Source organism: Vibrio sp. Vb1166 (assembly GCF_033338695.1).
GTDB classification, from domain to species: domain Bacteria; phylum Pseudomonadota; class Gammaproteobacteria; order Enterobacterales; family Vibrionaceae; genus Vibrio; species Vibrio alginolyticus.
In genome coordinates, this window is the sequence record NZ_JAWOTE010000001.1 from 499,691 (window position 1) to 524,764 (window position 25,074).

Below are 25,074 nucleotides of genomic sequence, written 5' to 3' on the forward strand. Positions count from 1 at the left end.
CTCTTATAAAACCGATAGTTGAGATTGTTGCAATTTGAACTTGCGACCACTGTAAATGAACACCGCGACAAATACCGCGCAGCTTGCCACACGAACCAACATTGGGATATCGTGCCAAACCAGCAATGTACCCACCACTACCAACAAGAGACGCGTCAGAATGTTTAGAGGACCTTCCAAGTAGCCTTCAATCGCACCAATCAATGCATAGGTACCGATGATGGCAAAGAAGCCTACGGTAATTACCGACGTCACATCCCAACTGACCAAGCCTGTATAGGCAATAAGTAGCGGTACAAGATACAAACCTTTAGCGATTTTCCACGCCATCAGGCCGGTACGCATTGGAGGTGTTTTCGCGATGGTTGCCGCTGCAAATGCGGTCAAACACACTGGAGGCGTTACGTTACTGTCTTGCGATAACCAGAAGATGATGAGGTGAGCAGCCAGCAATGCCAAGCCTACCGCTTCCATACCCAAACTTTGCTCTAGTAGGGTTTCCATAAAGTCCGCAGGTACTAGCGCCACCATTTCTTTCGCGGTTTCCAACGCCATTGGTGCATTAAGCAGTTCCAACTTTTCTGGCGCCGCCAACATGAAGATAGCTTTTGCTTGTTCAGGCAATTGACCCGACACCATCAATTCAAGCAATTGGTTTTCGGCAATTAACTTGTAAAGCGCAGGGGCAGACAGAGTACCCAATACAATATACGCCGCTGTCACAGGTAAACCCATACCTAAAACAAGAGAAGCGAGCGCAATCAGAACGATCATGATGAACAAGTCGCCATTCGCCCAACCGTCGATCATCAGTGAGAAGGTGTTGCCGATGCCAGTTGTACTGATCACGTTGATCACCAAACCGATACCCACCAGCAATACGGCGGTTGTCGCCATGTTCTTTGCACCTTGCGATAGCGCTTCGATGATCGCTTTTGGTCCCATCTTATGATCTTTCGAGAACCAAGAAGCCACCACCACAGAAATGATTGACAAACCTGCAGCGTAAGTCGGTGTAAAACCTTGAACCAACAAAGTGACCAATACCGCCAGTGGGATAAGGTTGTGCCAACCGCTGATCAGCACTTTTAATAGAGATTCATCACTTGTCGTGATTTTTTGAACGCCGCTGCGTTTGGCTTCAATACGCACAAAGAACGCCACAGACAAGAAATAGATAAGAGCAGGAATGAAAGAAACGGCAATAATATCAACATAAGGAATTTGCGTGTAAGACGCCATTATGAAAGCACCCGCTCCCATCACAGGTGGCATCAACTGACCACCTGTCGACGCCGCAGCTTCAACGCCCGCCGCGAAGCGCGAAGGGAAACCTGCTTTTTGCATTAAAGGAATACTGATAACACCAGTTGAAACCGTATTTGCCACACTAGATCCAGATACTGAGCCCATCAATCCCGAGCCAATCACTGCGATAAAACCGGGACCACCAATGATTTTGCCAGCCGCAGCACGTGCCACATTGATGATGTAATCACCGACACCAGAGCGCACAAGAAACGCACCAAACAGAATGAACATGAATACGAAAGTCCAACTGATGCGCGAGATAGAGCCAAACATGCCCTCAGAAGAATAGAAGCTACGGTAGAGCAAGGTTTCCATGCTCAAACCCGGGAAGTGGAAAATACCTGTCGCCCACTTACCCCAAAGCACAACGTAGCTTAAACACACCACAATCAGCACTGGAATAAACCAACCCATGGTGCGTCGGATAAGCTCAATCACAATCAGGATTGCCATGATGGCGAAGACCCAATCGCTGGTCACGAACTTGACGCCACGTTCATACAGCGCATCTTCGGCATAGGGAATGTAGAGCAAACACGCGACTGCGCCCATGGCAATTAACACATCGATGCCGAGTGCAATCTTACTCTGCTTAAGAGAGATATGAGCCGGATAACAAAGCGCACAAATCACCGCAAAGCCAGCAAAGTGGGTCGCGGAAATCCATAACTCTGGTAACGTCGATAAGGTATTAAACCAAATGTGCAAAGCAGACAACACCACGCCAAACACTGTGATTGTGGTGGTTACCCACGGAAAATCAGTGCGCGTGGGCAGCTCAAATTTCTGCAATTCCTTTTCTATTGAGTCGCTCATCTCATACTCCAAGCTCTGGCGGCTTTTTCCATCTTAGAAATCGGTAGGGATAAAATGCCCCGAGCCGAAACTCGGGGCGAAGTTGGCGTTATTTCGCCATTAGGTCTGATGGGATTTCGATGCCCATTTCTTTGTAGTAACGCACCGCACCTGGGTGAAGAGGCACTGGCAAGCCTGCAATTGCTTTCTCAATTGCCATTGCTTTGGTTGCTTTATGAATACCTTGTAGGAAAGGCAGGTTCTCGTAGATCGCTTTGGTTAGCTGGTAAACGTCCTCTTCCGAGATATCTTCACGAACTGCCAAGAAGTTAGGCTGTGCAATGGTGGTGATCGGCTTATCTAGACCTGGATACGTGTTCGCAGGGATCTCGTACTTCGTCCATAGGTTGTAGTTGCCGTTCGCCTCTTTGATTTGCTCGTCAGTAAACGAAAGGATCGAAATGTCTTTACCCAACGCAGCAAAAGCTTGAGTAACCGCACCAACAGGTACACCCGCAGGCGTGTTCATACCGTCAATGGTGCCGTTTTGAAGTGCGCTCGCACTACCGCCGTAGCCCATGTAAGCAAGGTTGAATTTATCAGGATCTACTTTCAGACCTTTCATGATTTGGCGACCAGAGTTCTCAGTACCTGAGTTCTTCTTACCGATAGAGAACTTCTTGTCATCTAGGTTGTTCAGGTCAGTCACTGTGCCCGTTTTTGCTAGGTCAGAGCGAACAATAAAGTGCTCAACGTTTTGCCACAGCATAGAGACCGAACGCAACTGCTCTTGGCGACCGCTCTTCTCATAAGGACCTTCACCAGACCAAGCCCATGCACCGTAAAGACCTTGCAGAATCGCGAACTGTGCTTCGTTTTCGTTCAGTAGTTTGACGTTTTCACCAGAGCCCGCAGAGCTGATTGCAGAAAGGGAGAAGTGGTGCTTTGGTGCCAATTTCACTTTGCTTAACGTCGCCAACGCTACGCCCACAGGGTAGTAAGTACCACCTGTCGATGCCGTTGCAAGAATGTAGCTACGATCTTCTGCCGCAGCGTTAGCAGCAATACCAAAAGAAGTCACAGCGACAGCCAAAGCTTTTACCAGCTTATTCATTTTCATTATTACTCTCCGTGTAGTCGTTTCACGATTGGGGATTTACATCATGTTAAACCTTTATTAACAACACATTCCCTAGAGCAATTGAAATGCCAACTTTTAAACCTTTGTATTTATTGAACTAAGAGCTGAAAGACATCAAAAATGAGCAAGATTCTGCTGATTTGATAGCAAAGCAATGAGCAAGATCTTGCCTATCTAAGATGAGAAGGTTGTACGCCTAGATCGCAAAAGGTTAATAAAATGTGATCAAGACAAAATAAATGCACGATTCACTAATAAGCAATATTTTGCCGATGCAATTTTGGATTGAACTGCAGCTAATGAGCATCTTAACAATAAGAAGAAAAAGCGTATCATTCTAAACTGCTCACTTTATCAGCTAAGGTTTATAGCCTAAACGACTTCAAATAGCACAAAAATACAGCAAAGCAAGCCATGTTACAGAAATGAAAAGTCATTTATTCTAATTTTGAATTTAAAAAGCAGCTCGATCCACCAGTTCAGAAACAAACATTGACCGTATCAACTTATTTTCTACTTCGGGGTTGTGCCAATGGCCCTATGTTCGTTAGTGTAACAACACACCAAGGCAAACATATTCCTTGGTATTTTTTCGTCTTTAAGGATCACCCATGTCAGCAACTGCGCAATTACAATTCGCTTTAAAACGCCCATCTGGCGTTGCTGCTGCGATCCTCCTGCTCTCTCTGAAACTGATTCAGAGCTGACAGGCTATATCTAAACTTTCTGTCAGCTTGAGAAGAAGCTGACGGGAACACCACATACTCCTTCCATTCCTTTCAGTTTCTTCCAAGCGAAACATAAGAGGAATAACAATGTTAAGCGCACGTAATATCGCCGCTTTGGGCTTCATGACTTTCGCCATGTACTTAGGCGCGGGTAACCTGATCTTCCCTCCATTTTTGGGTTACCAAGCAGGTGAAAACTTTCTGAGCGGGATGTCTGGCTTCCTCTTGACGGGTGTAGGTCTGCCTGCGATGGCACTGGTGATGGTGGCTATCGTAAACGGTTCAGACAAATTAACCGCCGCCCTACCTAAACCTTTGGCGACCAGTTTTTGGGTGATGGTATTTATTGTGATTGGCCCTGCGTTCGTGATCCCACGTGCAATTACCGTGGCTTACCAATTTAGCTTTGCGCCAATGTTTGGTGATGCAGCTTTGGTGCCTTTCACTATTGCCTTCTGTGCTATCACCATTCTATTTGCCCTATATCCGGGTAAATTGGTCGACAACCTAGGCAAGATCTTAACGCCTGCCTTGATGGCAATCTTGATCATCATGTCTGTGACGGCTTTGGTTTCTCCTGCAGGTGAGCTAACTGCCGCAACGGGACCATACCTATCTGGTGCATTTGCTGAAGGCTTGACCCAAGGCTACATGACCATGGATGCGCTAGGTTCTATCGGTTTTGGTTGGATCATCTTCCGTGCGATTCGCAGCATGGGTGTAGATTGCCCGAAAGCGACCGCAAAATACACGCTAATTGCAGCTTTGATGTACGCGGTTGCCATGGCATTTGTTTACATCTCATTGGCTTACATTGGTTCGACAAGCTCATACTTGGGTTCTGAGTTCAGCAATGGTGGCGACATTTTAACGGCATTCACCTTCAGCCACTTCGGCGCATTTGGCTCACTATTACTAGGTGCCGTGATGGTATTGGCGTGTTTGACTACTGCTATCGGCGTAACCACAGCAGGCAGTGAGTTTTACGACAACACTTTCAGCAAAGTGAACTACAAAGGCTGCGTTATCACGACCATGGTATTGGCTGGTTTGATCGCCAACGTAGGTCTAGAGCAACTATTGGCTATCACATTACCAGCGGTTGTGGCGCTTCACCCAGTAGCGATTGCATTGATGATCATGGCACCAGTGCGCGACAAGATGTCGCAAATCATGGTCGTCGCAACCGCGTTCACTGCTCTAATGTTTGGTTGTGTTGATGCGCTGCACATCCTAGGTTACATGCCAAGTTCCACTGATGAGTGGATGGGTAATTACATGCCTCTGTACAATGACTTTGCTAGCTGGATTGTGCCTAGCGTATTTATGATGATTGTTGGTCTGCTGTTTACGACGAAAACCAACCAAACCGAACAATTCGAGCTGGTGAATGAATAGCCGTTTAACATAAGACATCGCTCAATAAGTGCGTTACTATGTAGCTCGCTTATTGATATCAGGCAAAGGAGTTGCCTGAATGAAAGATTGATATGGGTCGCCTATGGATAATCAGTATCTAGACATCAGAACACTGAACTTTATCGTTATTCTGTTCTCTTGCATTTACTCTATTAGTCTGCTTTGTTATCAATACACTCAGGGTAGAGTCAAAGGCTTAAAAACCTTCTCGATATCACTACTGTTTATTGGTTTAGGCCCTTTTTTACTTGGCTTTAGAGGCTCTGCGCCAGACTGGCTGACCATCGTCATAGCCAACACTCTCATATTAGTCGGCTTCTTGCTTACGCTATATAGCGTAAGCATTTTTCGTCAATATCCTTTAAAATTGGCTCACTGTCTTACCTTGTTAACACCTGTTTTCAGTGGTTCATTTTACTATTTCACCTTCCATGACCCTTCTATCAAAAGCCGCATTATTTATCTGAGCATGTATATTTGTATCGTCACCTTCTTTAGTGGTGTCGCCATGCTTAAAGGTACCCAAAAGGACTTAAAGCTCCCTGTTAAAGCAATGGCTTACTCTTTCTTTGGATTTAGTTTTTTTATGGGATTTAGGGCGCTTTGGAGTACTTTTTCAGGTGAGTTACCAAGTTTTATGGTCGCAGGCCTTATCCATCAGCTGACTTTCTTATTTAGCATCTGCCTGATCGTTGCTTTGAGCTTTAGTATGCTGTGGTTAATTAACGGACGCTTGGTGCAATCCATAAATGATCTCTCTCATTTAGATGCACTCACAGGGCTATATAATCGTCGAGCCATGGAAGAAATCGTTCCAAACTTGGTTAGTAAAGCACATAAAAAAAGCCAAGCAATCAGCATTATTATGACTGATGTCGACAAGTTCAAAGCGATTAATGATCACTATGGTCACACGGTTGGCGACTCCGTCATGGCAACGATCTCCACTATTTTTAAAAAGCATCTTCCTGAGTCAGCCTGCATTGTGCGATTTGGTGGTGACGAGTTCATGATTGTTTTGCTCGAAAAAGCACAACAAGCCAAAATTGTCGCAGAGCAAATTCGCCTTGCGGTCGAAACTGAAACCGCTTTGCAATCATTTAAAACTGAAGTGACCATGAGCTTTGGTATCAGTCAGTTATCTGAGGGGCAATCACTTCAAGAGGCGCTTGCTGAAGCAGACGAAGCGCTATATAGCTCTAAACATACTGGAAGGAACCTCGTTACCTTGTTTGGAGAAGGTAAAGACCTAAATTATAAGTTTGTCCCAGCTCCTGCCAAAAGCGCATAACATGTTTGTTATGCCAATGATTTTACATTAGCTAGAAATCGTACTAAGTATAGTCGGAGCGATTCAAACCAAACTTCTGCATCTTTTGGTTAAGGGTTCGACGTGGTAAATCCAACTCCTGCATCACCTCATTGATGCGTCCATGATGCCTGACTAAAGAATCATGTAGCACCTTACGTTCAAAGTTATGTAGCTGAATCGCCAACGGCACGCCCGCATGCGTCTCTTCAGTTGTTGAGGATGGTCGACTGGAGAGAATTTCCATCACGGAGACGGTTTCATCCAATGCAAAACGCATCGCGACATTCCTTAGCTCACGCACGTTACCGGGCCAAGCGTAAGCAAGAATGGCTTTTCTATCAGCTTCACTCAGTGGACGACTCTCAGGGTTACTTTTCAGAGCAAAGTGTTCAAACAAGATCAACGCGTCTTCTTCTCGCTCACGTAGCGGTGGCAAATAGATCTGCGCCACATTAAGACGATAGTACAAATCCTGACGAAACTCGTCATGATCATTGAGATCTTCTTTCGCGGCGGCGATCACTCTCAAATCAACCGAGATCTGCTGATTACCCCCAACGCGCTCAACCGTATGTTCCTGCAATGAACGCAACACTTTCACCTGCATAGACAGCGGCATACTCTCGATTTCATCAAAGAATAAAGTGCCTTTATCCGCGTATTCCAACTTACCAATGCGCTTTTTACCCGCTCCGGTAAATGCCCCTGCTTCATGCCCAAACAGCTCACTTTCAAACAGGTTCTCAGGAATAGCGCCACAGTTGATTGGCACAAAATGATAGGATCTGCGTTGGCTTTCATTATGCAAACTGGTCGCCACCAGCTCTTTACCACAACCTGTTTCGCCGTAAATGATCACGTTAGTATCAATGCGTGCTAACTTGGCTACTTGTTCTCTAAGCTGTTGCATCACTCGGCTTCGGCCAATCAGCATTTCTTCTAAGCCGCTAACGCTAGATAGATACTCTTGGCGATCTTGAGTAGACGTTTGTGCGCGATAGCTCTCGACCGCTTCGGTTACTCGTTGGGATAAACGCTCAGGTTGGAAAGGTTTCTCAATAAAATCGAACGCACCGTTTTGTAACGCCCCTACTGCCATATCGACGTCACCATGTCCGGTGATCAAGATAACTGGCGTTGGGATGTGATTAGCAATCAGGCTTTCTAGTATCGACAAGCCGTCGGTGTCCGGCAGGCGAACATCACTGACAATCGCATCAAATTCTTGGCTAAGAATGGCCGCTTTCCCCTCTTCTCCTAAACTGAATGCGGTCACGTCGAACCCCGCCAGTTGCAGCCACTGACTGGTAGCCTGACGAACAATGTCATCGTCTTCGATAAGTGCAATTTTAGGGGTGTCGTCAAAAGCCATGAGTTACTACCGTAGGTGGAATAGAAATCGCTCTTTGCTAACGGTAGCAAAAACCACTGAGGAGAAAAGGAGCTAGATCTCACTTCTTGCTTACAAGTCTTTAACATCCAACCAGTTAGGCGCACTCTTTAATGACTCTCGGTGAGAACGCACTAGCTGAACGGAGTCAGTATGCAGCGCAAAAGGAATGGCAAAACGTGGCTTGTGGTCGTAATTGCAGCAGTGCTGATGTTGTCTTGTTATAGCGCCAGCAGAGAGGTTGCTCGTCAATGGTTGAGCGTACAAACTCAAACCGAAGCTCAACAAAAACTGCTCGACTATATCGGTGAAGTTCGCCGTGCACTCAAACGTTTCTACCACTTACCTTACCTCGTCACCAATAACCCAGAAACCATCGCTTTTGTGAAAGGGAATCTGACTTATTACGAACCGTTGCAAACCCAACTGACTCAACTAGATAAAGCCGCCAATACGGAAGGTTGGCTAATCCTGTCTAACTCTGGCGAAGTATTGGTCTCGAGTTTGATCGAAGAGCGCTTTAGCCTGTCTGACCGAAAAGCCATTGTGGAACAAATTCACAACCAAGGCGGCGGTGTTTCCTTGGTGAACAAAACCAAAGGTTCGAGCCCATTGTATTATCTTGCAGCCCCTATCTACGATGGTCTGGATATCGCTGGCATTGTGGTGGTGCAAATCAACCTTAGCCTATTGACCGAACAGACCATTACTAGCCAAGACATCATTACGTTGCAGAACCGTCAGCAACGCTTTTTCCTATCGAGCAGCTCGCTCTATAACGCAGACTGGTTTAACGAACCAAGCAACACCGTTCAGTTAGAAACGCAACGCTTATACGACAACACCAATATCAGTGTGTGGACGCTCAACCAACAGCGTTATTTTGCACACACCGTTAAATTAGATGATTTGAATTGGTACGTCAGCTACCTCACCCCTTCTAAGCCGATTCAACAAACCATCAATGTGATTGGTTGGAGCGTAGCAGCGCTGCTCTTATTGGTTGTATTGCTCGTCATCATTGGCTTACAACGACGACAAAAGCACATCAATCAACAACGAATTCAAGCTCTGTTGGAAGAGTCCCAACGCCGCTTGAAACAGATGATCAATAAGACCCACGTTGGTTTGCTATTGATTGATGAACAAGGTCAACTGTTCGATCTCAACCCAATGGCGAAACGTTTGTTCTGTTTACCAGAAAGCGTCAATCGACACGCTTTTGCTTGGGAGTTATTCGATGCAGGCAATCCTAATTCCACCACACTTAAGTTGCTCAAGGACTTACCTAAACATAAAGAGCTCGCAGAGATCAGTACGGTCGAAACCATTGCCAGACGCAGTGACGGTAGCGTCTTCCCTGTCTTGTTCTCACTGACCAGTTTCCCTTGGCATGGCGAGCAGTATTTCCTTGCGACGATCATCGACATCAGCAAGCGGAAAAAAGCCGAGCAATCACTGCAACAGGTCAACCAAGAACTGGCGCAGCGAGTAGAAGAGCGAACTCAAGCACTAAAAGAGGCGCAAAGCCAGTTGATTGAATCGAGCAAAATGGCCGCCTTAGGTCGCATGTCGAGCGCGATTACTCATGAGCTCAATCAGCCACTGACAGGCTTGCGTACCCTGCTCACAACAAATGAACTGTTAGCAGAACGTGGCGAAACCGAGATGATGAAAGCCAACAACGTATTGGTGCAGAAGCTGATTGATCGCATGGCAAGCATGACCAGCCAGTTAAAGACGTTCGCCTATAACAAACCAGAAAGCCTACAAGCAATTTCTCTTACCTCCGCACTCGAAGAGACCTTGCGCGTCTATCAATCCCAATTAGATAAGGTGGATGTGCGTGTTCGGGTTCCTCATGACTTACCTAACATCATGGGTGAAGAACAACGACTGCTTCAGGTGCTCGGTAATCTTGTCTCGAATGCGCTAGACGCAATGAACAACACCACCAACCCGCAGCTCAACTTGATCGTCAATCCAACTGTTAATCAGGTCGAACTGATCGTCAGTGACAATGGCTGCGGCGTGTCGAATGAGATGCTTGAATCCATGTTCGAGCCCTTCCAAACCTCAAAGAAAATTGGTGAAGGATTGGGGCTGGGTTTAGCGATTACGGCCAACAATATGCGTGATATGAACGGACAAATTACCGTGCATAAGAATGAACAAAATGGGCTGACTTTCACTCTATTGTTCAAATCAGCCTAGGTTGATATTGATTACAAAATCATCATTAGAACTAAGCATCCCCGCTGTTTGAGAAAAATACGATCTCGATACAAGTATCGAGGTGTCTCCTACACTATTCTCAAGCAATAAATCCACAAACATTTCCTAAATATAAAGAGTGAGAAACATGATTAAGTTTCCTGAACATTTTCTTTGGGGTGGTGCCATTGCTGCAAACCAAGTAGAAGGGGCGTACAACCTTGGGGGTAAAGGGTTATCGACATCAGACATGCTGCCAAACGGTATTTTGAGTCCGCATCAAACCCGTGAAGAACGTACACCGGGTATCAAAGACGTGGCGATCGACTTCTACAATCGCTACCCAGAAGACATCGCGCTGTTCAAAGAGATGGGCTTTAACTGTCTGCGTCTCTCTTTGGCATGGAGCCGCATCTTCCCTAACGGGGACGAACTAGAACCTAACGAAGAAGGTTTGGCGTTCTACGATAAAATTTTTGACGAACTTGCCGAGCACAACATCCAACCTTTCGTGACTTTATCTCACTACGAAATGCCTTACGCACTGGTTGAAAACTATGGCGGTTGGGGCGATCGTCGCGTCATCGAATTCTTCGAACGTTATGCCCGCACCGTGCTGGAACGCTACAAAGACAAAGTGAAGCTGTGGTTAACGTTCAACGAAATCAACATGTCTCTACACGCACCATTTACTGGTGTTGGTTTGCAAGAAGACGCCAGTGAACAAGAGATTTACCAAGCGATTCACCACCAACTAGTCGCCAACGCAAAAGCGGTAAAACTGTGTCAGCAAATCGTACCCAACGGCAAGATTGGTAACATGCTGCTTGGCGCAATCAACTACCCATACACCTGTAACCCTGATGACGTGCTTGCTGCCATGCATGAAAACAACAAGTGGTTGTTCTTCGGTGATGTACAAACACGTGGTCAGTACCCAGGCTACATGAAGCGTTACTTCCGTGAAAACGGCATCGAAATTCAGATGGAAGCAGGCGACTTAGAAGAAATTGCGTCTGCGAGTGTCGATTTCATCTCATTCAGCTACTACGCAAGTGGCTGTGCAAGTGCGGATCCGAAACAGAAAGAAGTAGGTAACATCGTCGATAGCGTACCAAACCCATACCTTGAAAAGAGCCAATGGGGCTGGCTGATCGATCCAAAAGGTCTTCGCGTTCTGCTTAATTTCCTACACGATCGCTACCAAAAGCCACTGTTCGTCGTAGAAAATGGCTTAGGCGCGCGTGATGAAATCGACGAAAACGGTGAGATTCAAGATGATTACCGCATCGCTTACTTGAACGACCATCTTGTACAAGCACATGAAGCAATTTTGGATGGCGTTGAGCTGATGGGCTTCACCAGTTGGGGACCAATCGATTTGGTCGCGAACTCAACTGCTGAAATGAGCAAACGTTACGGCTTTATCTATGTCGATCGTCATGATGATGGGCAAGGAACGCTAGAACGTAAACGCAAGAAAAGCTTTTTCTGGTATCAAGACGTGATTCGTACTTCAGGCGGTTCATTGAAAAGCTAAACCTGTTGTCTAGGTATAAAGTGCAACTAGGCATTCGCCTAAACCATCAAGCCCTGCAATTGCAGGGCTTGAATTTTAAGGTGTTTATTCATTTAGAGATTAAACTGCAATCTCTCCACCGTCTTCACGTCGAATAACCACTGTCGCCGCTCGTGGGCGCACAGAAACACCAGCAGGCGTTTCTTCGGCTGCATCTTCACTGTATGGCCAGTTACCTGGGTGCTGAATATTCACAAACAATGATTTGTAATCAGGGCTGATGGTAAAGCCTGTTACTTCACAACCATTTGGTCCGACAAAGAAGCGTTTCAATTCAGCTTGATTATCCGCACCAATCACAGCTTGATCACCATTCTCATCTGTTAGCTTAGATGGCACAACAGCCAACATTTGATCATTGGTGTAAGATGTAACTTCATCTGCGCCGTTATCAGTCTGAATCCACAAAATACCACGGCCATCAAACGCTAATCCGTCTGGACTCGCAAACTGGTTTAACTCATTCAAGCCAGAACGGTTGGTATCTGCATCACCATTTGCTGGCGAACCAAACACAAAGATATCCCAAGTAAAGTCAGTTGCTGCAGCACCTTCATCCCAACGGATAACATGACCAAACTTATTATTCAAACGTGGATTCGCAGGGTTGGTTTCATCTGTACGGCGCGTATTGTTCGTCAATGTTAAATATACTGAACCCGTGAATGGATCAACCGTACACCACTCAGGTCGATCCATTGGTGTTGCCCCAACTAAATCCGCCGCGCCAGCAGTATTGATGATAATTTCAGCCAGTGAGTTAAAGTGATCCGCTAACGTACCACCAGCGGTTGTTACGCTATCAAGCGTTAATGGTAACCAAGAACCTGTGCTGTCTTCATTGAAGCGCGCCACATACAGTGTGCCTTCGTCCATGTACTTGTCACCCATCGCCAAGCGGTTATCAGGGTTAGCATCTGCTGGATCCCACGCTGCCGCAGATTCAAATTTGTATAGGTATTCAAAGCGAGAATCGTGACCAGAATAAAATACCACTGGTTTGCCTTCTTCAAGCTTACCGAAAGTACAGCCCTCGTGACGGAAACGACCTAGCGCAGTACGTTTCTTCGCACGTGAGTTTTGCGTGTAAGGGTCAATCTCGACAATGTAACCGTGACCATTGGCTTCATTACGGTAATCATCCATCGCACTTGCTCCTGTTGGAGCCACATTAAAGCGAGAGAACTCATCAAGACGCTCTTCTGCATTACCTGCTAATGTCTCCCACAAGTAGCGTGTGCTTTGGTCATCAACACCAATGCGATCTTGCTCTTCTGTACGAGTCCCGGCATTAACAAAGTAACCTGGCCAGTTCTCTTCACACGTTAAGTACGTGCCCCACGGCGTGTAGCCGTTGCCACAGTTGTTTAACGTACCACGCGCTTGGCTGCCATCTGGTGAGAAACGAGTGACAGTTAAAGATGTGTGGGCCACCGGGCCAGACAAATCCATGACTGTCGCACCAGTATAACGACGGTTTAGTGGGTCGGTATCAACCAACTTCCACATGTTGTCTTTCAGTTGAATGCGAACCACTGATACACCGTGCGCGTTAATCTCTTTGCGCACTTCATCTACAATGGTACGTACGCCATTTTCAACCGTCGGACCGTTTGGATGCAGTGCTGATGTGTCGATGTACTCGTGGTTAATACATAGCAAGCCATCTGTAGTGCTATCGTTCAATGGGAAAAAATGCATGCCGTCATGGTGCATGCCTAGCGCATTTAACTGATCGGTACTGGTGTTGGTACCATCATTTTGCCATGCGCTGCCTTGTGCATTAAGTGGTGTTCCCCAAGGTACTAGTACTTGTGCGGTGTAACCTTGTGGAATTGAAACTGCGTCAGTGAGTGAGCCAGGGATAGATTCAAAGTTAAGAACGGCTTTAGATGCGCCCGAACCACTGCTTACTGTATTCCCTGAGTCAGACGAGTTACAACCAGCCAATCCGAAAGCACCAAACGCTGTCATCGCACTGATACCTAAACCACCTTTCAGAATGCTGCGTCGAGATAGGCTCGCTTCTAATACTTCTTCAAATGGTTTGTTTTCACTTTGGTTATAACGCGTCGCGTCAAAGGTTTCCTTGCTCATTTTTACTTTCCCGATCTTATAGTTTAATTAATAAATAAGTGATTAGTTGAACGGCAAGAAGTTTGGATAAGAAAAATGACAAAAGTGCTTAAAACATATGAAACTTGTGTTTCAACAATACTGCAAACCAACCAACACAGCTAACGAAGCAATTAAATTCTGGTTACATAATCACCAACTGTATCGCTTCATTCTGATTTTACTTGGGCTAAAGTGTGATAGAAGGTATAAGGTGTACGAAATCAAATCATCTACGAGAGATAATCATGAAATTAGACAAGATCGATAACAAGAGCCGTCGTATCCGTAAAAAGCTGTTCTTAGGTGAGTTCGCAATCCTAGGTTTCGAGATCAGCTGTGAAACAGACATTAACGACTTCGACCGTTACGATGCATTCGTTGATGACTTTATCGACTACATTGACGAGCTTGGTCTTTGCTTCGGTGGCGGTGGTCTAGAACTGTTTGAAGGCTTCCTATGTTCTACTGACCGTTACGGCAGTGCGACTGAAGAACAGAAAGCGCAAGTTATCAAATGGTTAGAAGCAAGCCCAGAAGTGAAAAGCGCGCAAGCGGGCGAACTAGTTGACGCCAACTACCTGTAACTAAAGGGCAACCTGTAATACGCAGAGCTCAGTAAATGGTAGAGAAAGCTGGTCTTAAGACTGGCTTTTTTATTTTTGGAAGAATGCGATATTAAAAATAGGGTGCTTGGGAAGTTGCGCGGAGTGATTGTGGCGTTTTTGAGCTGGCAATCAACGGGAAACTGCGTTCCACAGCCAGCTCGTGCCTTTAGGTATAATTAACTATGATTTTTTAGCTGGGGCGTCTTTCGTGTCTTTCCAGTATTGAATACGCACACGATGTAGCTGAGCTCTTCTAGTCTTTTTCATAGTAAAGTCCCTCATCTTATATAAGTAACGCTCCTCATGGAGCTTATTGTCTAAGGTCGTATCCCCTTCAATCTATAAGGGAATCAATCATTTAACCGTGACCAATTTCACAACATAATAATAATTACCGATTTCTTGCAGCCTATTTTTACTGGCAAACGGCATATTATCTATCTGACACGGTTAACTTACTCACCAGATATGACAGAAAAATGGCAATCAAGTTCCCTACTTATACTGTCATTGAATCTTAATAAGGATTAACAAGGTGGGCATTTCAGATTTACCACACTGTTTATAAAAACCGCAAGATTTTTTATTTCTTTTCAAACAAATCTCTACTCAAGATCAATTCACTTTCATCTTTATCGCCTCCCTTTTAACGCATTGTGATCCAGTTCAATCCACAGAACTCGGAACAAAAAGCGCACATTAATACATTCACCACCAAACCTGTGCGAGATCTCTTACAAGAGTTGTAAGCAAATAGATTAATCACCTCTAAGAGCAATGCCAGAAAAAACATTAAGCATATGATTTAAAAGTAATATTTAAATTCACTTAAAATAATAAGTAAAAATAATTTAGAAAAGTTAATTGAGTCAAATCAGCAAAACATCAATACTCAACTTGTCGACAGGATGTTGGCGGGAACAGGAAAAAAGCCTAAAGGATTGGGTATCTTCAGGATGAAGATTTGATAGCTTAGGATGAGTTGTCAGCAAGGATGCAGTTAAGCTCTAGGATAGAGTTCGCCCGTCAGGATGATAGGCAAGAATGGACACCGCTAGGAAGGCGATGAACAAGGAACTCGGTTAAAGGACTTAGCCACAATCAAGGATAGATGCAGGGAGCACCTATTAGTAGCTGGATTGCTGCGAAAAAGAATAAGCCCCGTCTGGGAAACCAGGCGGGGTTTTATTTTGTCTGTAATGTATTGATAAAGATTCATCTTTATCGTTTAAGTCTTCTCTGTTTTCATAAAACACCGTGCTATCATTTTCTTTACGTCTCCCAACGAAGCTCTCAGAAAATCACACACTATGCTTAATCCTGTTTGGTTACATACATTTAAGACATTGATTGAAGTCGGTCATTTTACGCAAACGGCAGAAAAACTTTTTATGACTCAGCCTGGCGTCAGCCAACACATCAAAAAATTAGAGCAAAGTTGTCAGCATGCCTTGATCAAGCGCGAAAACAAAAGCTTCGAATTAACCGAGCAAGGCAGGATTGTCTACGCATATGCGCTCGAGTTAGAAGATAGAGAGAAGAAGCTGCTCGAAGAGCTCAGTTTTGATGATGCGTTTTCAGGCCACTGTAAACTGGCTTGTTCTGGTGCAATGGCGTTAATGTTGTATGGGCCCATTTTGGAGAAGCAAAAACAGCACCCGAGCTTATCGTTACATTTAGAAGCCGCGCCAAATCAATCTATTCTCAACGCCATAACGCAAGGGCACATCGATATTGGTATCGTGACTGATGTTCCCAACAAAGGTCTGTTTCACAGTGAGCGAATTGGTAAAGAGAGGTTGTGCTTGGTTCTGCCAAAGCATTATCAAAATAAGCAGATAACGCCACAACTCTTGCATGACTGTGGTGTCATTAGCCACCCTGATGCCGAGCATTACATGACGCTGTTTTTTGACCAGTGTGAAGAACCACAGCTCCAAGAAATTAAGATGAGCGATTTACCATTATCCGGCTACGTAAATCAATTGAGCCAAATTTTGCTACCTGTCAGCAAAGGACTTGGCTTCACCGTGCTGCCTCAAAGTGCGGTCGACAATTTTCCGCTAAAAGACACGTTACACATTGCTCAACTGAAAAACACTGTATGTGAAGAGCTATTTCTGGTTCGTAAGCGCAGTCGTGCTCTACCTCTGCGCTATCAGACCATCAAAGAAGTGTTATTGGATGTGGTCGGTGGTGCGCATCAATGATGTTAGCCACTCTTCGCTGGTAATGCGTTCCTCTTGGCAATCCACCCAATATGGTTTGCCAGATAACCAACTTTTCGACGCAACTTCTTTTATAAACACATCCACGGAATCAACGTCATCTTTGGCGTAATCCCATTTATTGCGCATGTGTTCTGCCGCTTCTTGATTAGTGTACGCCTTGCCGTTGCGGATAAAGGTGCAAGAGGATTGCTCAACTCGTTTTATCAACGTCGAGATATCTTGCTCTACCCCTGCTAGTGCAAAGGTAGGCAGAATGCTTAATGTAAGTAACAACGTCCACTTTGCTTTCATCGCACCTTTATCCTTATCCCTGACCACGTAACTACTAATAGTAACTACTGATAAGTGACTTAACTATTCTGGTGTTTGGCTGTTTAGCTCAGCAATTATTGCCACCATGCCTTAGCAGGCTGAGGCTCCGCAATCGCCAAGCGTTGACCAATCTCAGGGCTCACTAACGTTACACCGCGCTCTTCACTAATGTCTAACGCGCGTTGCATCGGTTCATTCCAATCGTGCATCGACAGATCAAACGTGCTGTTGTGAATCGGCATCATCACTTTACCCTGCACATCAATGTGTGCTTGAACACTTTGCTCAGGGAACATGTGAATGTCTGACCAAAGTTCATTGTATGCACCTGTTTCAATCATGGTGAAGTCAAACGGACCGTACTTTTCGCCAATCTCTTTAAAGCCATTGAAGTAACCAGAGTCACCACTGAAGAACACTTTGTGTTGTTGTGCATTGATAACCCAACTCCCCCACAACGTCGCATCGCGGTCTGTCAAACCTCGACCAGAGAAATGCTGAGTCGGAGTTAGTGTATATTCAATGCCGTCAACAGAGTGTGACTCCCACCAGTCTAGTTCGATCACTTTCTCTTTGGGTACACCCCAATTCACCAGTAATTGGCCAACTTTTAACGGCACCAAGAAAGTGCCCACCTTGTCGCCTAGCACTTTAATAGAAGCTTTATCTAGGTGATCGTAATGGTCATGACTGATCACCACCACATCGATAGTTGGCAAATCTTCTATCGTGATGGGGGTTTGGTGAAAGCGTTTTGGCCCTGCCCATTGTACAGGAGACGCGCGATCACTGAATACAGGGTCGGTCATCACCAGTTTTCCATCGAGCTTCATTAATACGCTTGAGTGACCCAGACGATAGATGACGTCATCTTGCTCTTCTAACAGTTGCCGCGCTGTGATCGCATGCACTGGAATTTCAATCGTTGGTGTTGGGTTAAGGCGCTCAGTCGTAAAATACGCTTTCATGATTTCGAACATGTCGCCCAAACCGCTTTTGTATTCCAACTCTGTATTTGCAAATTTGTCCGGGTATGTTGGCGCTTTTTCAGTATCAACATTAGAACAAGAAATCATTGATGTACCCATCGCGAACGCTCCTACTGTGGCTAGCAAAGTTTTTTTCATAAAAAGTTAACCCGAACAAAAGTAAACTACACGGTGCAGTTTACATTCTAATTATCAAAAGTAAACTACTTAGTGTAAAATAGATCAAGAAATGATCTTCTTAACTTAGCAAGCTTATGAATGTAAAAAGAAAAAGTCGTAGCGAAACCAAAAGAGAAGCCATCTTGTGCGCGGCAAGGCAAGCGTTCCAAGAGTTTGGGGTGCAAAACACCAGCATGGATAAGCTCTCTGCAATCGCACAAGTCTCTAAGCGCACGGTCTATAATCACTTCCCTTCTAAGGAAGCGATCGTGACGGAGTTGCTGACTGAGCTTTGGCGTTCGTCAATGATGGAAAGCGATATTAAACGCTTGGCCACTCTGCCACTCAAAGATCAATTGATTGAATTACTCTACAGCGAGATCATTGTGGTAACGGAACCAAACTATATTGAGCTGGCAAAAGTGGCATTTGGGCACTTCTTATTTAAGCCGGAAGATCTCAAAGAACAAGCAGAACAAATGTCGAAACAGGAAACCGCCCTGTACCGCTGGCTTACGGAGAAATCGAACAGTGGCGCTTTGCAAATTGATGATGTACATATAGCAAGCACTCAATTGCACAACTTACTTAAAGGCAGTGCATTCTGGCCGCAGTTAATGGGAATTCGCCCCTCTTTGTCGAATGAAGAATCTAGGCTGTTAGCTACCCAAACGGCGGAACTTTTTTTAAGTCACTATCAAAACAGCTAAAAACAGCGGTCAAATTGGCCGCTTTTTTAAGCGATAATTCGTGACAAAGCGATGAAATTTTTGCTCAATTTTATTTATCTCACCCTTGACAGTCTCATACCGCAAGGCGTGAGCGTTCGATAAAATATTTTTGTCGTGTCGACGATGCTTTTTCGTTTTCATCTCACAAAAAAACGCCCTAAGGTGCGCACCTCTGACGACGTGGTTGTTCAACCACAATTCTAAATCGTTGAAGTAAGTAGGTTATGTCATAACATGATCACCTGCCTACTGCATTCTATGCTCTATACTTATATTTTAATTTGGTACTGACTTACTAAGGAATTGCCATGCGTATTGCTATTCTCTCTCGTAATGAGAATTTATATTCAACCATGCGCCTAAAACAGGCGGGTGAAGAACGTGGGCATCAAATCGATGTGATCGACACGCTTCACTGTTATATGGACATTACGAGCAACAACCCTAAGATCCGCTACAAGGGTGAAGAATTACCGCAATACGATGCTGTTATTCCACGTATTGGGGCATCTATTACGTTTTACGGCACTGCTGTTGTACGTCAGTTTGAAATGATGGGTACATTTTGTGTCAACGAATCTGTCGCGATCAGCCGCTCTCGTGACAAGTTGCGCTCATTACAACTGCTATCACGTAAAGGCATCGGTTTGCCACGCACTGGCTTTGCTCACCATCCTGACAACATTCAGGACGTGATCAAAAACGTTGGTGGCGCACCTCTAGTGATTAAATTGCTAGAAGGCACTCAAGGCATTGGTGTTGTACTTGCTGAAACAAATAAAGCGGCAGAAAGCGTGATTGAAGCTTTCATGGGTTTGAAAGCTAACATCATGGTGCAAGAATTTATCGAAGAAGCAAAAGGCGCGGACATCCGTTGTTTTGTTGTCGGAAATAAGGTGATTGCCGCAATGAAGCGCCAAGCAAAAGAAGGCGAGTTCCGTTCCAACCTTCACCGTGGTGGCTCTGCACAACTCGTGCGTTTGAGCAAAGAAGAGCGTGCGACCGCTGTAAATGCAGCGAAAGTGATGGGCTTGAACCTTTGTGGTGTGGATATCCTTCAATCTAAAAATGGCCCAGTGGTAATGGAAGTGAACTCTTCCCCTGGTCTAGAAGGCATCGAACTAGCAACGGGTAAAAACATTGCAGGTATGATCTTCGATTTTATCGAGAAAAACGCTAAGCCAAATTCAAACCGTACTCGCGGTAAAGGTTGATTTTTGTTTAACGCACAAGAGAGCCAAAAATCGGCTCTCTTGTTACTCGTCGCTAGGATGACACTATGAATCAGAAAATGATCATTGGGAATGCCGAAGCTATTTGCTTGCCAGAGTTAGGGATTACTCACCTTGAAGCGCGTATTGATACAGGCGCTCAAACCTCTTCATTACATGTAGACAATATTGATTGCTTTGAAAAAGATGGTCAGTCTTATGTTGCATTCGATCTACACCCAGATGTATACCATTTAGAACAAGTGGTTCGCTGCACAGCGAAACTAAAAGCAAACCGTAAGGTTAAATCTTCTAACGGTACTTTTGAGCACCGCTGCGTGATCACAACGATACTGCGTATGGGCGACCAACAATGGCCAATCGACATTACGTTGACTAACCGTGAAAAAATGACTTACATGATGTTGTTAGGTCGTCAGGGCATGGCAGACAAAGTGCTCGTTGATCCTAGCCAATCTCACTTATTGGCCTCTTAACCCCGTAGCTTCAGATGAGTGATCGAACGTTTTTGTTGAGCATCACTCGTCTGGCTTTATCCTCGCCTACTTCCTACGAAATAACGCAAACAACAATCCCTTCGCTTTAACTTTTGTCACTCGCCAGTGCGTCATTGGCTTAGTCGGCGCTGTATTCAAAATGTGCTGATACGCTTTTTCATCCAAAGTCACCTCTCCCCCATGTGCCAAAAGCAAACATTGCGGATTCATCTCAAACACACGCTTTAATGATTGCCGATATTGATTCGGATGAAATATGGGAAACGGCGCAATCAGATGCTTTTTCACCTGCACAATTAAATCCGCCACATACAACACATCTTGTTCAGAATGATAAACCGACAGATCTCGGTCGGTATGCCCTAGCGTTTCTAGCACCTGCCAATCATCAAATCCAGGAATAAACTGTCCATCAATAAGTTCAATATCTGGCTTTAGCTTGCGGGAATACCACAGGTTTTGCTTTGGTTTACGCATCCGATTCGCCATCCAGCGTGCTAACATCAAATCGGTCAAATGCATTAGCCAACCGTCTACACCGCTATACCACTGGTTCTCTCGCTTTGCGGCCAATAGCTTGCATCCTGTTAAATCACGTAGTTTGTGCGCACCACCAGCATGGTCTGGATGCATGTGGGTCACAACAACCAACTTTAGGTCTGAAAAAGGACGATGGAGTTGATGTTCAATAAAGTCTTTAAGATGAGGGATGTCTGCTCGACTGGCACCATCAAGCAACAATAATTTATCGGGATATTCGGCGAGATACATGGTCTGAATGTACCCCTGAATTCTGTGCAGCTGCAAAATATGTCCTTATTTTAGTGAGATGCTTCATGACCGAATCCTTACTGGTCAGACCAACTATAACAGCAGAATGGACGCTTCGGTAAACAAATATTCACACGTAGCGACGACAACAAATCATAATCGAGATGATAGATTTTAATCATTAGACTCAAGGGCCCTTTTATCCGTTAATGCGCGCACACGGAGTTCGTGTCAGGGTATGAGGTAAATGCCTCATGATTTGCTTTTTTGTACTTTTCCTTCTAATTAATTAAGGAGTTAAGTACATTTTTGTGAGAATCGAGTTGGAAAAAGCAACTAAATTAGACCGCATCCGCGCGGACTACAACGTTCACTACTGGAGCCAAGGTTTCTACGGCATTGATGACCAAGGCGAAGTATATGTATCACCACGTAGTGATCGTGCACATCAAATCCCTTTCAGCGCTATTGTAAATGAGCTAGAAGCGAAGCAGTTAAATCTGCCTGTATTAGTACGCTTCCCGCAAATCGTGCACCAACGTGTGCATGGTATTTGCCACGCATTCAACCAAGCAATTGAAGAATACCAATATCCAAACAAATACTTGTTGGTGTACCCAATTAAAGTAAACCAACAACGTGAAGTGGTGGATGAAATTCTAGCGAGCCAAGCTCAACTAGAAACCAAGCAGCTTGGTCTTGAAGCGGGTAGCAAGCCAGAATTGTTGGCGGTACTTGCATTGGCTCAACAAGGTAGCTCCGTGATCGTGTGTAATGGCTACAAAGACCGTGAGTATGTGCGTCTTGCACTGATCGGTGAAAAGCTGGGTCACAAGGTATTCATCGTACTAGAGAAGCTTTCTGAGCTGGATCTGGTACTAGAAGAAGCGAAAAGTTTGGGCGTAAAACCGCGCCTTGGTTTACGCATTCGCCTCGCCTCTCAAGGCGCAGGGAAATGGCAAGCAAGTGGCGGTGAAAAATCGAAGTTTGGTTTATCAGCATCGCAAGTGCTTAGCGTTATTGAACGTCTTAAACGCGAAGGCAACCTAGACGCGATGCAACTGGTTCACTTCCACCTTGGTTCACAGATGGCAAACATCCGTGATGTACGCAATGGTGTGAACGAGTCTGCACGTTTCTACTGCGAACTACGCGCACTCGGTGCAAACATCGAGTACTTCGATGTGGGCGGCGGCTTGGCAGTGGATTATGACGGCACACGCAGCCAATCATCGAATTCGATGAACTACGGCCTTGCAGAATACGCACGTAATATCGTCAACACAGTGGGCGATGTGTGTCTGCAATACGAACAACCAATGCCAGTGATCATTTCGGAATCGGGTCGCTCGCTAACAGCGCACCACGCTGTGTTGATTTCTAACGTAATTGGTACCGAGTCGTACCTACCGGAAGAAGTACATGAGCTTGATGATGACGCTCCGCTTTTGCTACAAAACATGTGGCGAAACTGGGAAAACTTGCAAGATGGTACAGACGCTCGTGCGTTAATTGAGATTTACAATGATACCCAAAGTGATTTGGCAGAAGTGCACTCTCAATTTGCTACAGGTGTGCTTAACTTGGAACAACGTGCGTGGGCAGAACAATTGTCACTGCGCATTTACTTCGAATTAAGCCGCAAGATGAGCACTAAGAATCGCTTCCACCGTCCGATTCTGGACGAGTTGAGCGAACGTCTTGCGGATAAGTTCTTCGTGAACTTTTCTCTCTTCCAATCTCTACCAGATGCTTGGGGTATTGATCAGGTGTTCCCTGTTCTGCCACTTTCTGGTCTTGGCGAGGCGGAAGAGCGTCGTGCAGTGATGTTGGACATCACATGTGACTCTGATGGCGCGATCGATCACTACGTTGATGGTCAAGGCATCGAGAGCACGCTACCTGTACCAGCTTGGAGCAAAGACAAACCGTACCTAATGGGCTTTTTCCTAGTAGGCGCATACCAAGAAATCCTTGGTGACATGCACAACCTATTTGGTGATACCCACAGTGCTGTAGTCAATGTTGATGAACATGGTCAATTTGAGATCAGTTACATCAACGAAGGTGATAGTGTAGAAGACATGATGCGCTACGTTCATATCGACGTGGATGCGATTCGTGACAATTATAAACAATTGGTTTCACAGCGAGTTGAAGCCAATGAACAAGCACAAATCCTAGCAGAACTAGAACAAGGTCTAGCAGGATACACCTATTTAGAGGACTTCTGATATGAATGATTTGTTTACTAAAACTGATTATTCGCTTTACTCCAACTCTATGTCGTTTTTACGTCTGCCGTACATTCGTAACCCGGTATCGGCAGACGCAGACGTTGTGGTGTTGGGAGTCCCTCTGGACATGGCAACATCTGGTCGTCCAGGTGCGCGTATGGGTCCAGATGCAATTCGCCGTGCCTCAGTCAACTTGGCATGGGAAGGTAAGAAGTTCCCGTGGAGCTTCAACGTATTGGATAAACTGAAAGTGATCGACGCAGGTGATCTCGTGTTCGATTGCGGTGATGCGGAAGATTTTACTTACCGCCTTGAAGCGGCAACCAGTGAAATTCTAAAAAGTGGTAAAACCATGTTGGGATTGGGCGGTGACCACTTCATCACGCTACCTATCCTACGTGCCTATGCGAAGCATCATGGCCAAATGGCTTTGATTCACTTTGATGCTCATACGGACACCTATGCAAATGGCAGTTCATACGACCACGGTACGATGTTCTACCATGCGCCGAAAGAAGGTTTGATCTCAGCGAAGAACTCAATACAAATCGGCATTCGTACGGAGTACAAACAGCAAGATCACGGCTTCAATGTGATTAATGCGATGCAAGCGAATGACATGTCGGTGAACGAGATCCTAGAAGAAATTCGTCGCACCGTCGCAGACAAGCCAGTATATGTCACTTTTGACATCGACTGCTTAGACCCGGCCTTCGCACCGGGAACTGGTACACCAGTTTGTGGTGGCTTGAACTCAGACAAAGCGCTGAAAATTATTCGTGGTTTAGCCGGCATGAATATCGTGGGTATGGATGTTGTCGAAGTATCGCCTCCATACGACCACAGTGATGTTACCGCACTAGCGGGAGCAACCATCGCACTAGAAATGCTTTACGCATACGCATCTGAGCGCGAATAGACATAATCATTTCTAAGGGAGCTTCGGCTCCCTTTTCTTTCTGATGCCTTCCTCTACCTTTTATTCACTCGTTTCATCTTGAACTCAGATCAACCGATCAGACGCTTTATTTTTGCACTTTAACCATTAAAACCAGTTACCTATAAGGCTCATTCTATTCACGAAAAGTAAAAGATTTAACGTAATTAGACAAAGAAATGCACCGCTTTTTGAAAACAAAATCGGATTAGTTTTTCTAATTGAAATCATAGATTTTTATCTTGCTCAACTTCACACTTTTCGATTGCTAATTATACAAGCAAGCACTATTATCTCGCGCAAATACCCCCGCAACACAAGAAGTCAGTTGGCACTCTGTAAAAGAGCGCTAAGGGTTTTTACGTC

Annotated in this window: 18 protein-coding genes; 11 read left to right on the forward strand and 7 right to left on the reverse strand. The window is 45.2% G+C overall.

All coding sequences use genetic code 11. The annotated features are described in order from the left end of the window. Positions 1–3: 3 nt before the first annotated feature. Together R7E51_RS02195 and R7E51_RS02200 are read right to left on the reverse strand one after the other, a co-directional pair. Complete coding sequence (locus tag R7E51_RS02195) at positions 4–2,127, reverse strand: TRAP transporter permease (RefSeq protein ID WP_206957425.1); 2,124 nt, start codon at positions 2,125–2,127, stop codon at positions 4–6. Positions 2,128–2,215: 88 nt separating this feature from the next. Next, positions 2,216–3,226, reverse strand: a complete 1,011-nt coding sequence (locus R7E51_RS02200; RefSeq protein WP_206957424.1) for a TAXI family TRAP transporter solute-binding subunit — start codon at positions 3,224–3,226, stop codon at positions 2,216–2,218. Between the two features lie 836 nt (positions 3,227–4,062). Here R7E51_RS02200 and brnQ point away from each other — a divergent pair. Continuing rightward, positions 4,063–5,373 carry a branched-chain amino acid transport system II carrier protein gene (brnQ, locus tag R7E51_RS02205; RefSeq protein WP_186585529.1) on the forward strand — a complete coding sequence of 437 codons (1,311 nt, stop codon included), beginning with the start codon at positions 4,063–4,065 and terminating at the stop codon, positions 5,371–5,373. Between the two features lie 103 nt (positions 5,374–5,476). Next, the gene (locus R7E51_RS02210; RefSeq protein WP_005374203.1) at positions 5,477–6,685 is read left to right on the forward strand and encodes a GGDEF domain-containing protein; all 1,209 of its coding nucleotides are present in this window, start codon (positions 5,477–5,479) and stop codon (positions 6,683–6,685) included. Positions 6,686–6,728: 43 nt separating this feature from the next. Here R7E51_RS02210 and R7E51_RS02215 read toward each other — a convergent pair whose 3' ends face one another. Beyond that, complete coding sequence (locus R7E51_RS02215; protein WP_186585530.1) at positions 6,729–8,078, reverse strand: sigma-54-dependent transcriptional regulator; 1,350 nt, start codon at positions 8,076–8,078, stop codon at positions 6,729–6,731. Between the two features lie 171 nt (positions 8,079–8,249). On the opposite strand from R7E51_RS02215, the gene R7E51_RS02220 reads away from it, so the two are divergent. Both R7E51_RS02220 and R7E51_RS02225 read left to right on the forward strand, forming a co-directional pair. After that, complete coding sequence (locus R7E51_RS02220; protein ID WP_186585532.1) at positions 8,250–10,310, forward strand: sensor histidine kinase; 2,061 nt, start codon at positions 8,250–8,252, stop codon at positions 10,308–10,310. A 148-nt stretch (positions 10,311–10,458) separates the two neighbouring features. After that, complete coding sequence (locus R7E51_RS02225) at positions 10,459–11,850, forward strand: glycoside hydrolase family 1 protein (RefSeq protein WP_186585534.1); 1,392 nt, start codon at positions 10,459–10,461, stop codon at positions 11,848–11,850. Between the two features lie 99 nt (positions 11,851–11,949). Here R7E51_RS02225 and R7E51_RS02230 read toward each other — a convergent pair whose 3' ends face one another. Continuing rightward, a complete protein-coding gene (locus tag R7E51_RS02230; protein WP_206957422.1) occupies positions 11,950–13,986 on the reverse strand; it encodes a PhoX family protein in 2,037 nt (678 codons plus the stop codon). Positions 13,987–14,252: 266 nt separating this feature from the next. On the opposite strand from R7E51_RS02230, the gene R7E51_RS02235 reads away from it, so the two are divergent. Together R7E51_RS02235 and R7E51_RS02240 are read left to right on the forward strand one after the other, a co-directional pair. Then, positions 14,253–14,591, forward strand: a complete 339-nt coding sequence (locus tag R7E51_RS02235) for a YggL family protein (protein ID WP_206957421.1) — start codon at positions 14,253–14,255, stop codon at positions 14,589–14,591. A 1,331-nt stretch (positions 14,592–15,922) separates the two neighbouring features. Further along, a complete protein-coding gene (locus R7E51_RS02240; protein ID WP_206957419.1) occupies positions 15,923–16,822 on the forward strand; it encodes a LysR family transcriptional regulator in 900 nt (299 codons plus the stop codon). Here R7E51_RS02240 and R7E51_RS02245 read toward each other — a convergent pair. Both R7E51_RS02245 and R7E51_RS02250 read right to left on the reverse strand, forming a co-directional pair. After that, positions 16,790–17,134, reverse strand: coding sequence for a DUF5329 family protein (locus tag R7E51_RS02245; RefSeq protein ID WP_017635527.1), 345 nt, complete (start codon positions 17,132–17,134; stop codon positions 16,790–16,792). The genes R7E51_RS02240 and R7E51_RS02245 overlap by 33 nt on opposite strands. 95 nt (positions 17,135–17,229) lie before the next feature. Continuing rightward, a complete protein-coding gene (locus R7E51_RS02250) occupies positions 17,230–18,243 on the reverse strand; it encodes an MBL fold metallo-hydrolase (protein WP_206957494.1) in 1,014 nt (337 codons plus the stop codon). Between the two features lie 155 nt (positions 18,244–18,398). On the opposite strand from R7E51_RS02250, the gene R7E51_RS02255 reads away from it, so the two are divergent. The 3 genes from R7E51_RS02255 (at position 18,399) to R7E51_RS02265 (ending at position 20,742) form a co-directional block, all read left to right on the forward strand. Further along, positions 18,399–19,013: a TetR/AcrR family transcriptional regulator gene (locus tag R7E51_RS02255; protein WP_025768062.1), complete on the forward strand. Its 615-nt coding sequence runs from the start codon at positions 18,399–18,401 to the stop codon at positions 19,011–19,013. A gap of 329 nt (positions 19,014–19,342) precedes the next feature. Further along, on the forward strand, positions 19,343–20,248 hold the full coding sequence (gene rimK, locus R7E51_RS02260) for a 30S ribosomal protein S6--L-glutamate ligase (protein ID WP_005374224.1): 906 nt from the start codon (positions 19,343–19,345) through the stop codon (positions 20,246–20,248). A 65-nt stretch (positions 20,249–20,313) separates the two neighbouring features. Next, positions 20,314–20,742, forward strand: coding sequence for an ATP-dependent zinc protease family protein (locus R7E51_RS02265; protein ID WP_005374226.1), 429 nt, complete (start codon positions 20,314–20,316; stop codon positions 20,740–20,742). A 66-nt stretch (positions 20,743–20,808) separates the two neighbouring features. Here R7E51_RS02265 and R7E51_RS02270 read toward each other — a convergent pair whose 3' ends face one another. Continuing rightward, entirely contained in the window at positions 20,809–21,534 is a 726-nt protein-coding gene (locus R7E51_RS02270) for an MBL fold metallo-hydrolase (protein WP_206957492.1), read from the reverse strand. Positions 21,535–21,857: 323 nt separating this feature from the next. Here R7E51_RS02270 and speA point away from each other — a divergent pair, with 323 nt between their 5' ends. Beyond that, positions 21,858–23,768: an arginine decarboxylase gene (speA, locus tag R7E51_RS02275; RefSeq protein WP_033906546.1), complete on the forward strand. Its 1,911-nt coding sequence runs from the start codon at positions 21,858–21,860 to the stop codon at positions 23,766–23,768. Between the two features lies 1 nt (position 23,769). Continuing rightward, the gene (gene speB, locus R7E51_RS02280) at positions 23,770–24,690 is read left to right on the forward strand and encodes an agmatinase (protein WP_005374233.1); all 921 of its coding nucleotides are present in this window, start codon (positions 23,770–23,772) and stop codon (positions 24,688–24,690) included. The last annotated feature ends 384 nt before the right edge of the window (positions 24,691–25,074 follow it).

Excerpts from the sequence above, each read along its gene's own strand:
- R7E51_RS02195 (WP_206957425.1), bottom strand. The coding sequence starts at position 2,127 with ATGAGCGACTCAATAGAAAAGGAATTGCAGAAATTTGAGCTGCCCACG.
- R7E51_RS02200 (WP_206957424.1), bottom strand. The coding sequence starts at position 3,226 with ATGAAAATGAATAAGCTGGTAAAAGCTTTGGCTGTCGCTGTGACTTCT.
- brnQ (WP_186585529.1), top strand. The coding sequence starts at position 4,063 with ATGTTAAGCGCACGTAATATCGCCGCTTTGGGCTTCATGACTTTCGCC.
- R7E51_RS02210 (WP_005374203.1), top strand. The coding sequence starts at position 5,477 with ATGGATAATCAGTATCTAGACATCAGAACACTGAACTTTATCGTTATT.
- R7E51_RS02215 (WP_186585530.1), bottom strand. The coding sequence starts at position 8,078 with ATGGCTTTTGACGACACCCCTAAAATTGCACTTATCGAAGACGATGAC.
- R7E51_RS02220 (WP_186585532.1), top strand. The coding sequence starts at position 8,250 with ATGCAGCGCAAAAGGAATGGCAAAACGTGGCTTGTGGTCGTAATTGCA.
- R7E51_RS02225 (WP_186585534.1), top strand. The coding sequence starts at position 10,459 with ATGATTAAGTTTCCTGAACATTTTCTTTGGGGTGGTGCCATTGCTGCA.
- R7E51_RS02230 (WP_206957422.1), bottom strand. The coding sequence starts at position 13,986 with ATGAGCAAGGAAACCTTTGACGCGACGCGTTATAACCAAAGTGAAAAC.
- R7E51_RS02235 (WP_206957421.1), top strand. The coding sequence starts at position 14,253 with ATGAAATTAGACAAGATCGATAACAAGAGCCGTCGTATCCGTAAAAAG.
- R7E51_RS02240 (WP_206957419.1), top strand. The coding sequence starts at position 15,923 with ATGCTTAATCCTGTTTGGTTACATACATTTAAGACATTGATTGAAGTC.
- R7E51_RS02245 (WP_017635527.1), bottom strand. The coding sequence starts at position 17,134 with ATGAAAGCAAAGTGGACGTTGTTACTTACATTAAGCATTCTGCCTACC.
- R7E51_RS02250 (WP_206957494.1), bottom strand. The coding sequence starts at position 18,243 with ATGGGTACATCAATGATTTCTTGTTCTAATGTTGATACTGAAAAAGCG.
- R7E51_RS02255 (WP_025768062.1), top strand. The coding sequence starts at position 18,399 with ATGAATGTAAAAAGAAAAAGTCGTAGCGAAACCAAAAGAGAAGCCATC.
- rimK (WP_005374224.1), top strand. The coding sequence starts at position 19,343 with ATGCGTATTGCTATTCTCTCTCGTAATGAGAATTTATATTCAACCATG.
- R7E51_RS02265 (WP_005374226.1), top strand. The coding sequence starts at position 20,314 with ATGAATCAGAAAATGATCATTGGGAATGCCGAAGCTATTTGCTTGCCA.
- R7E51_RS02270 (WP_206957492.1), bottom strand. The coding sequence starts at position 21,534 with ATGTATCTCGCCGAATATCCCGATAAATTATTGTTGCTTGATGGTGCC.
- speB (WP_005374233.1), top strand. The coding sequence starts at position 23,770 with ATGAATGATTTGTTTACTAAAACTGATTATTCGCTTTACTCCAACTCT.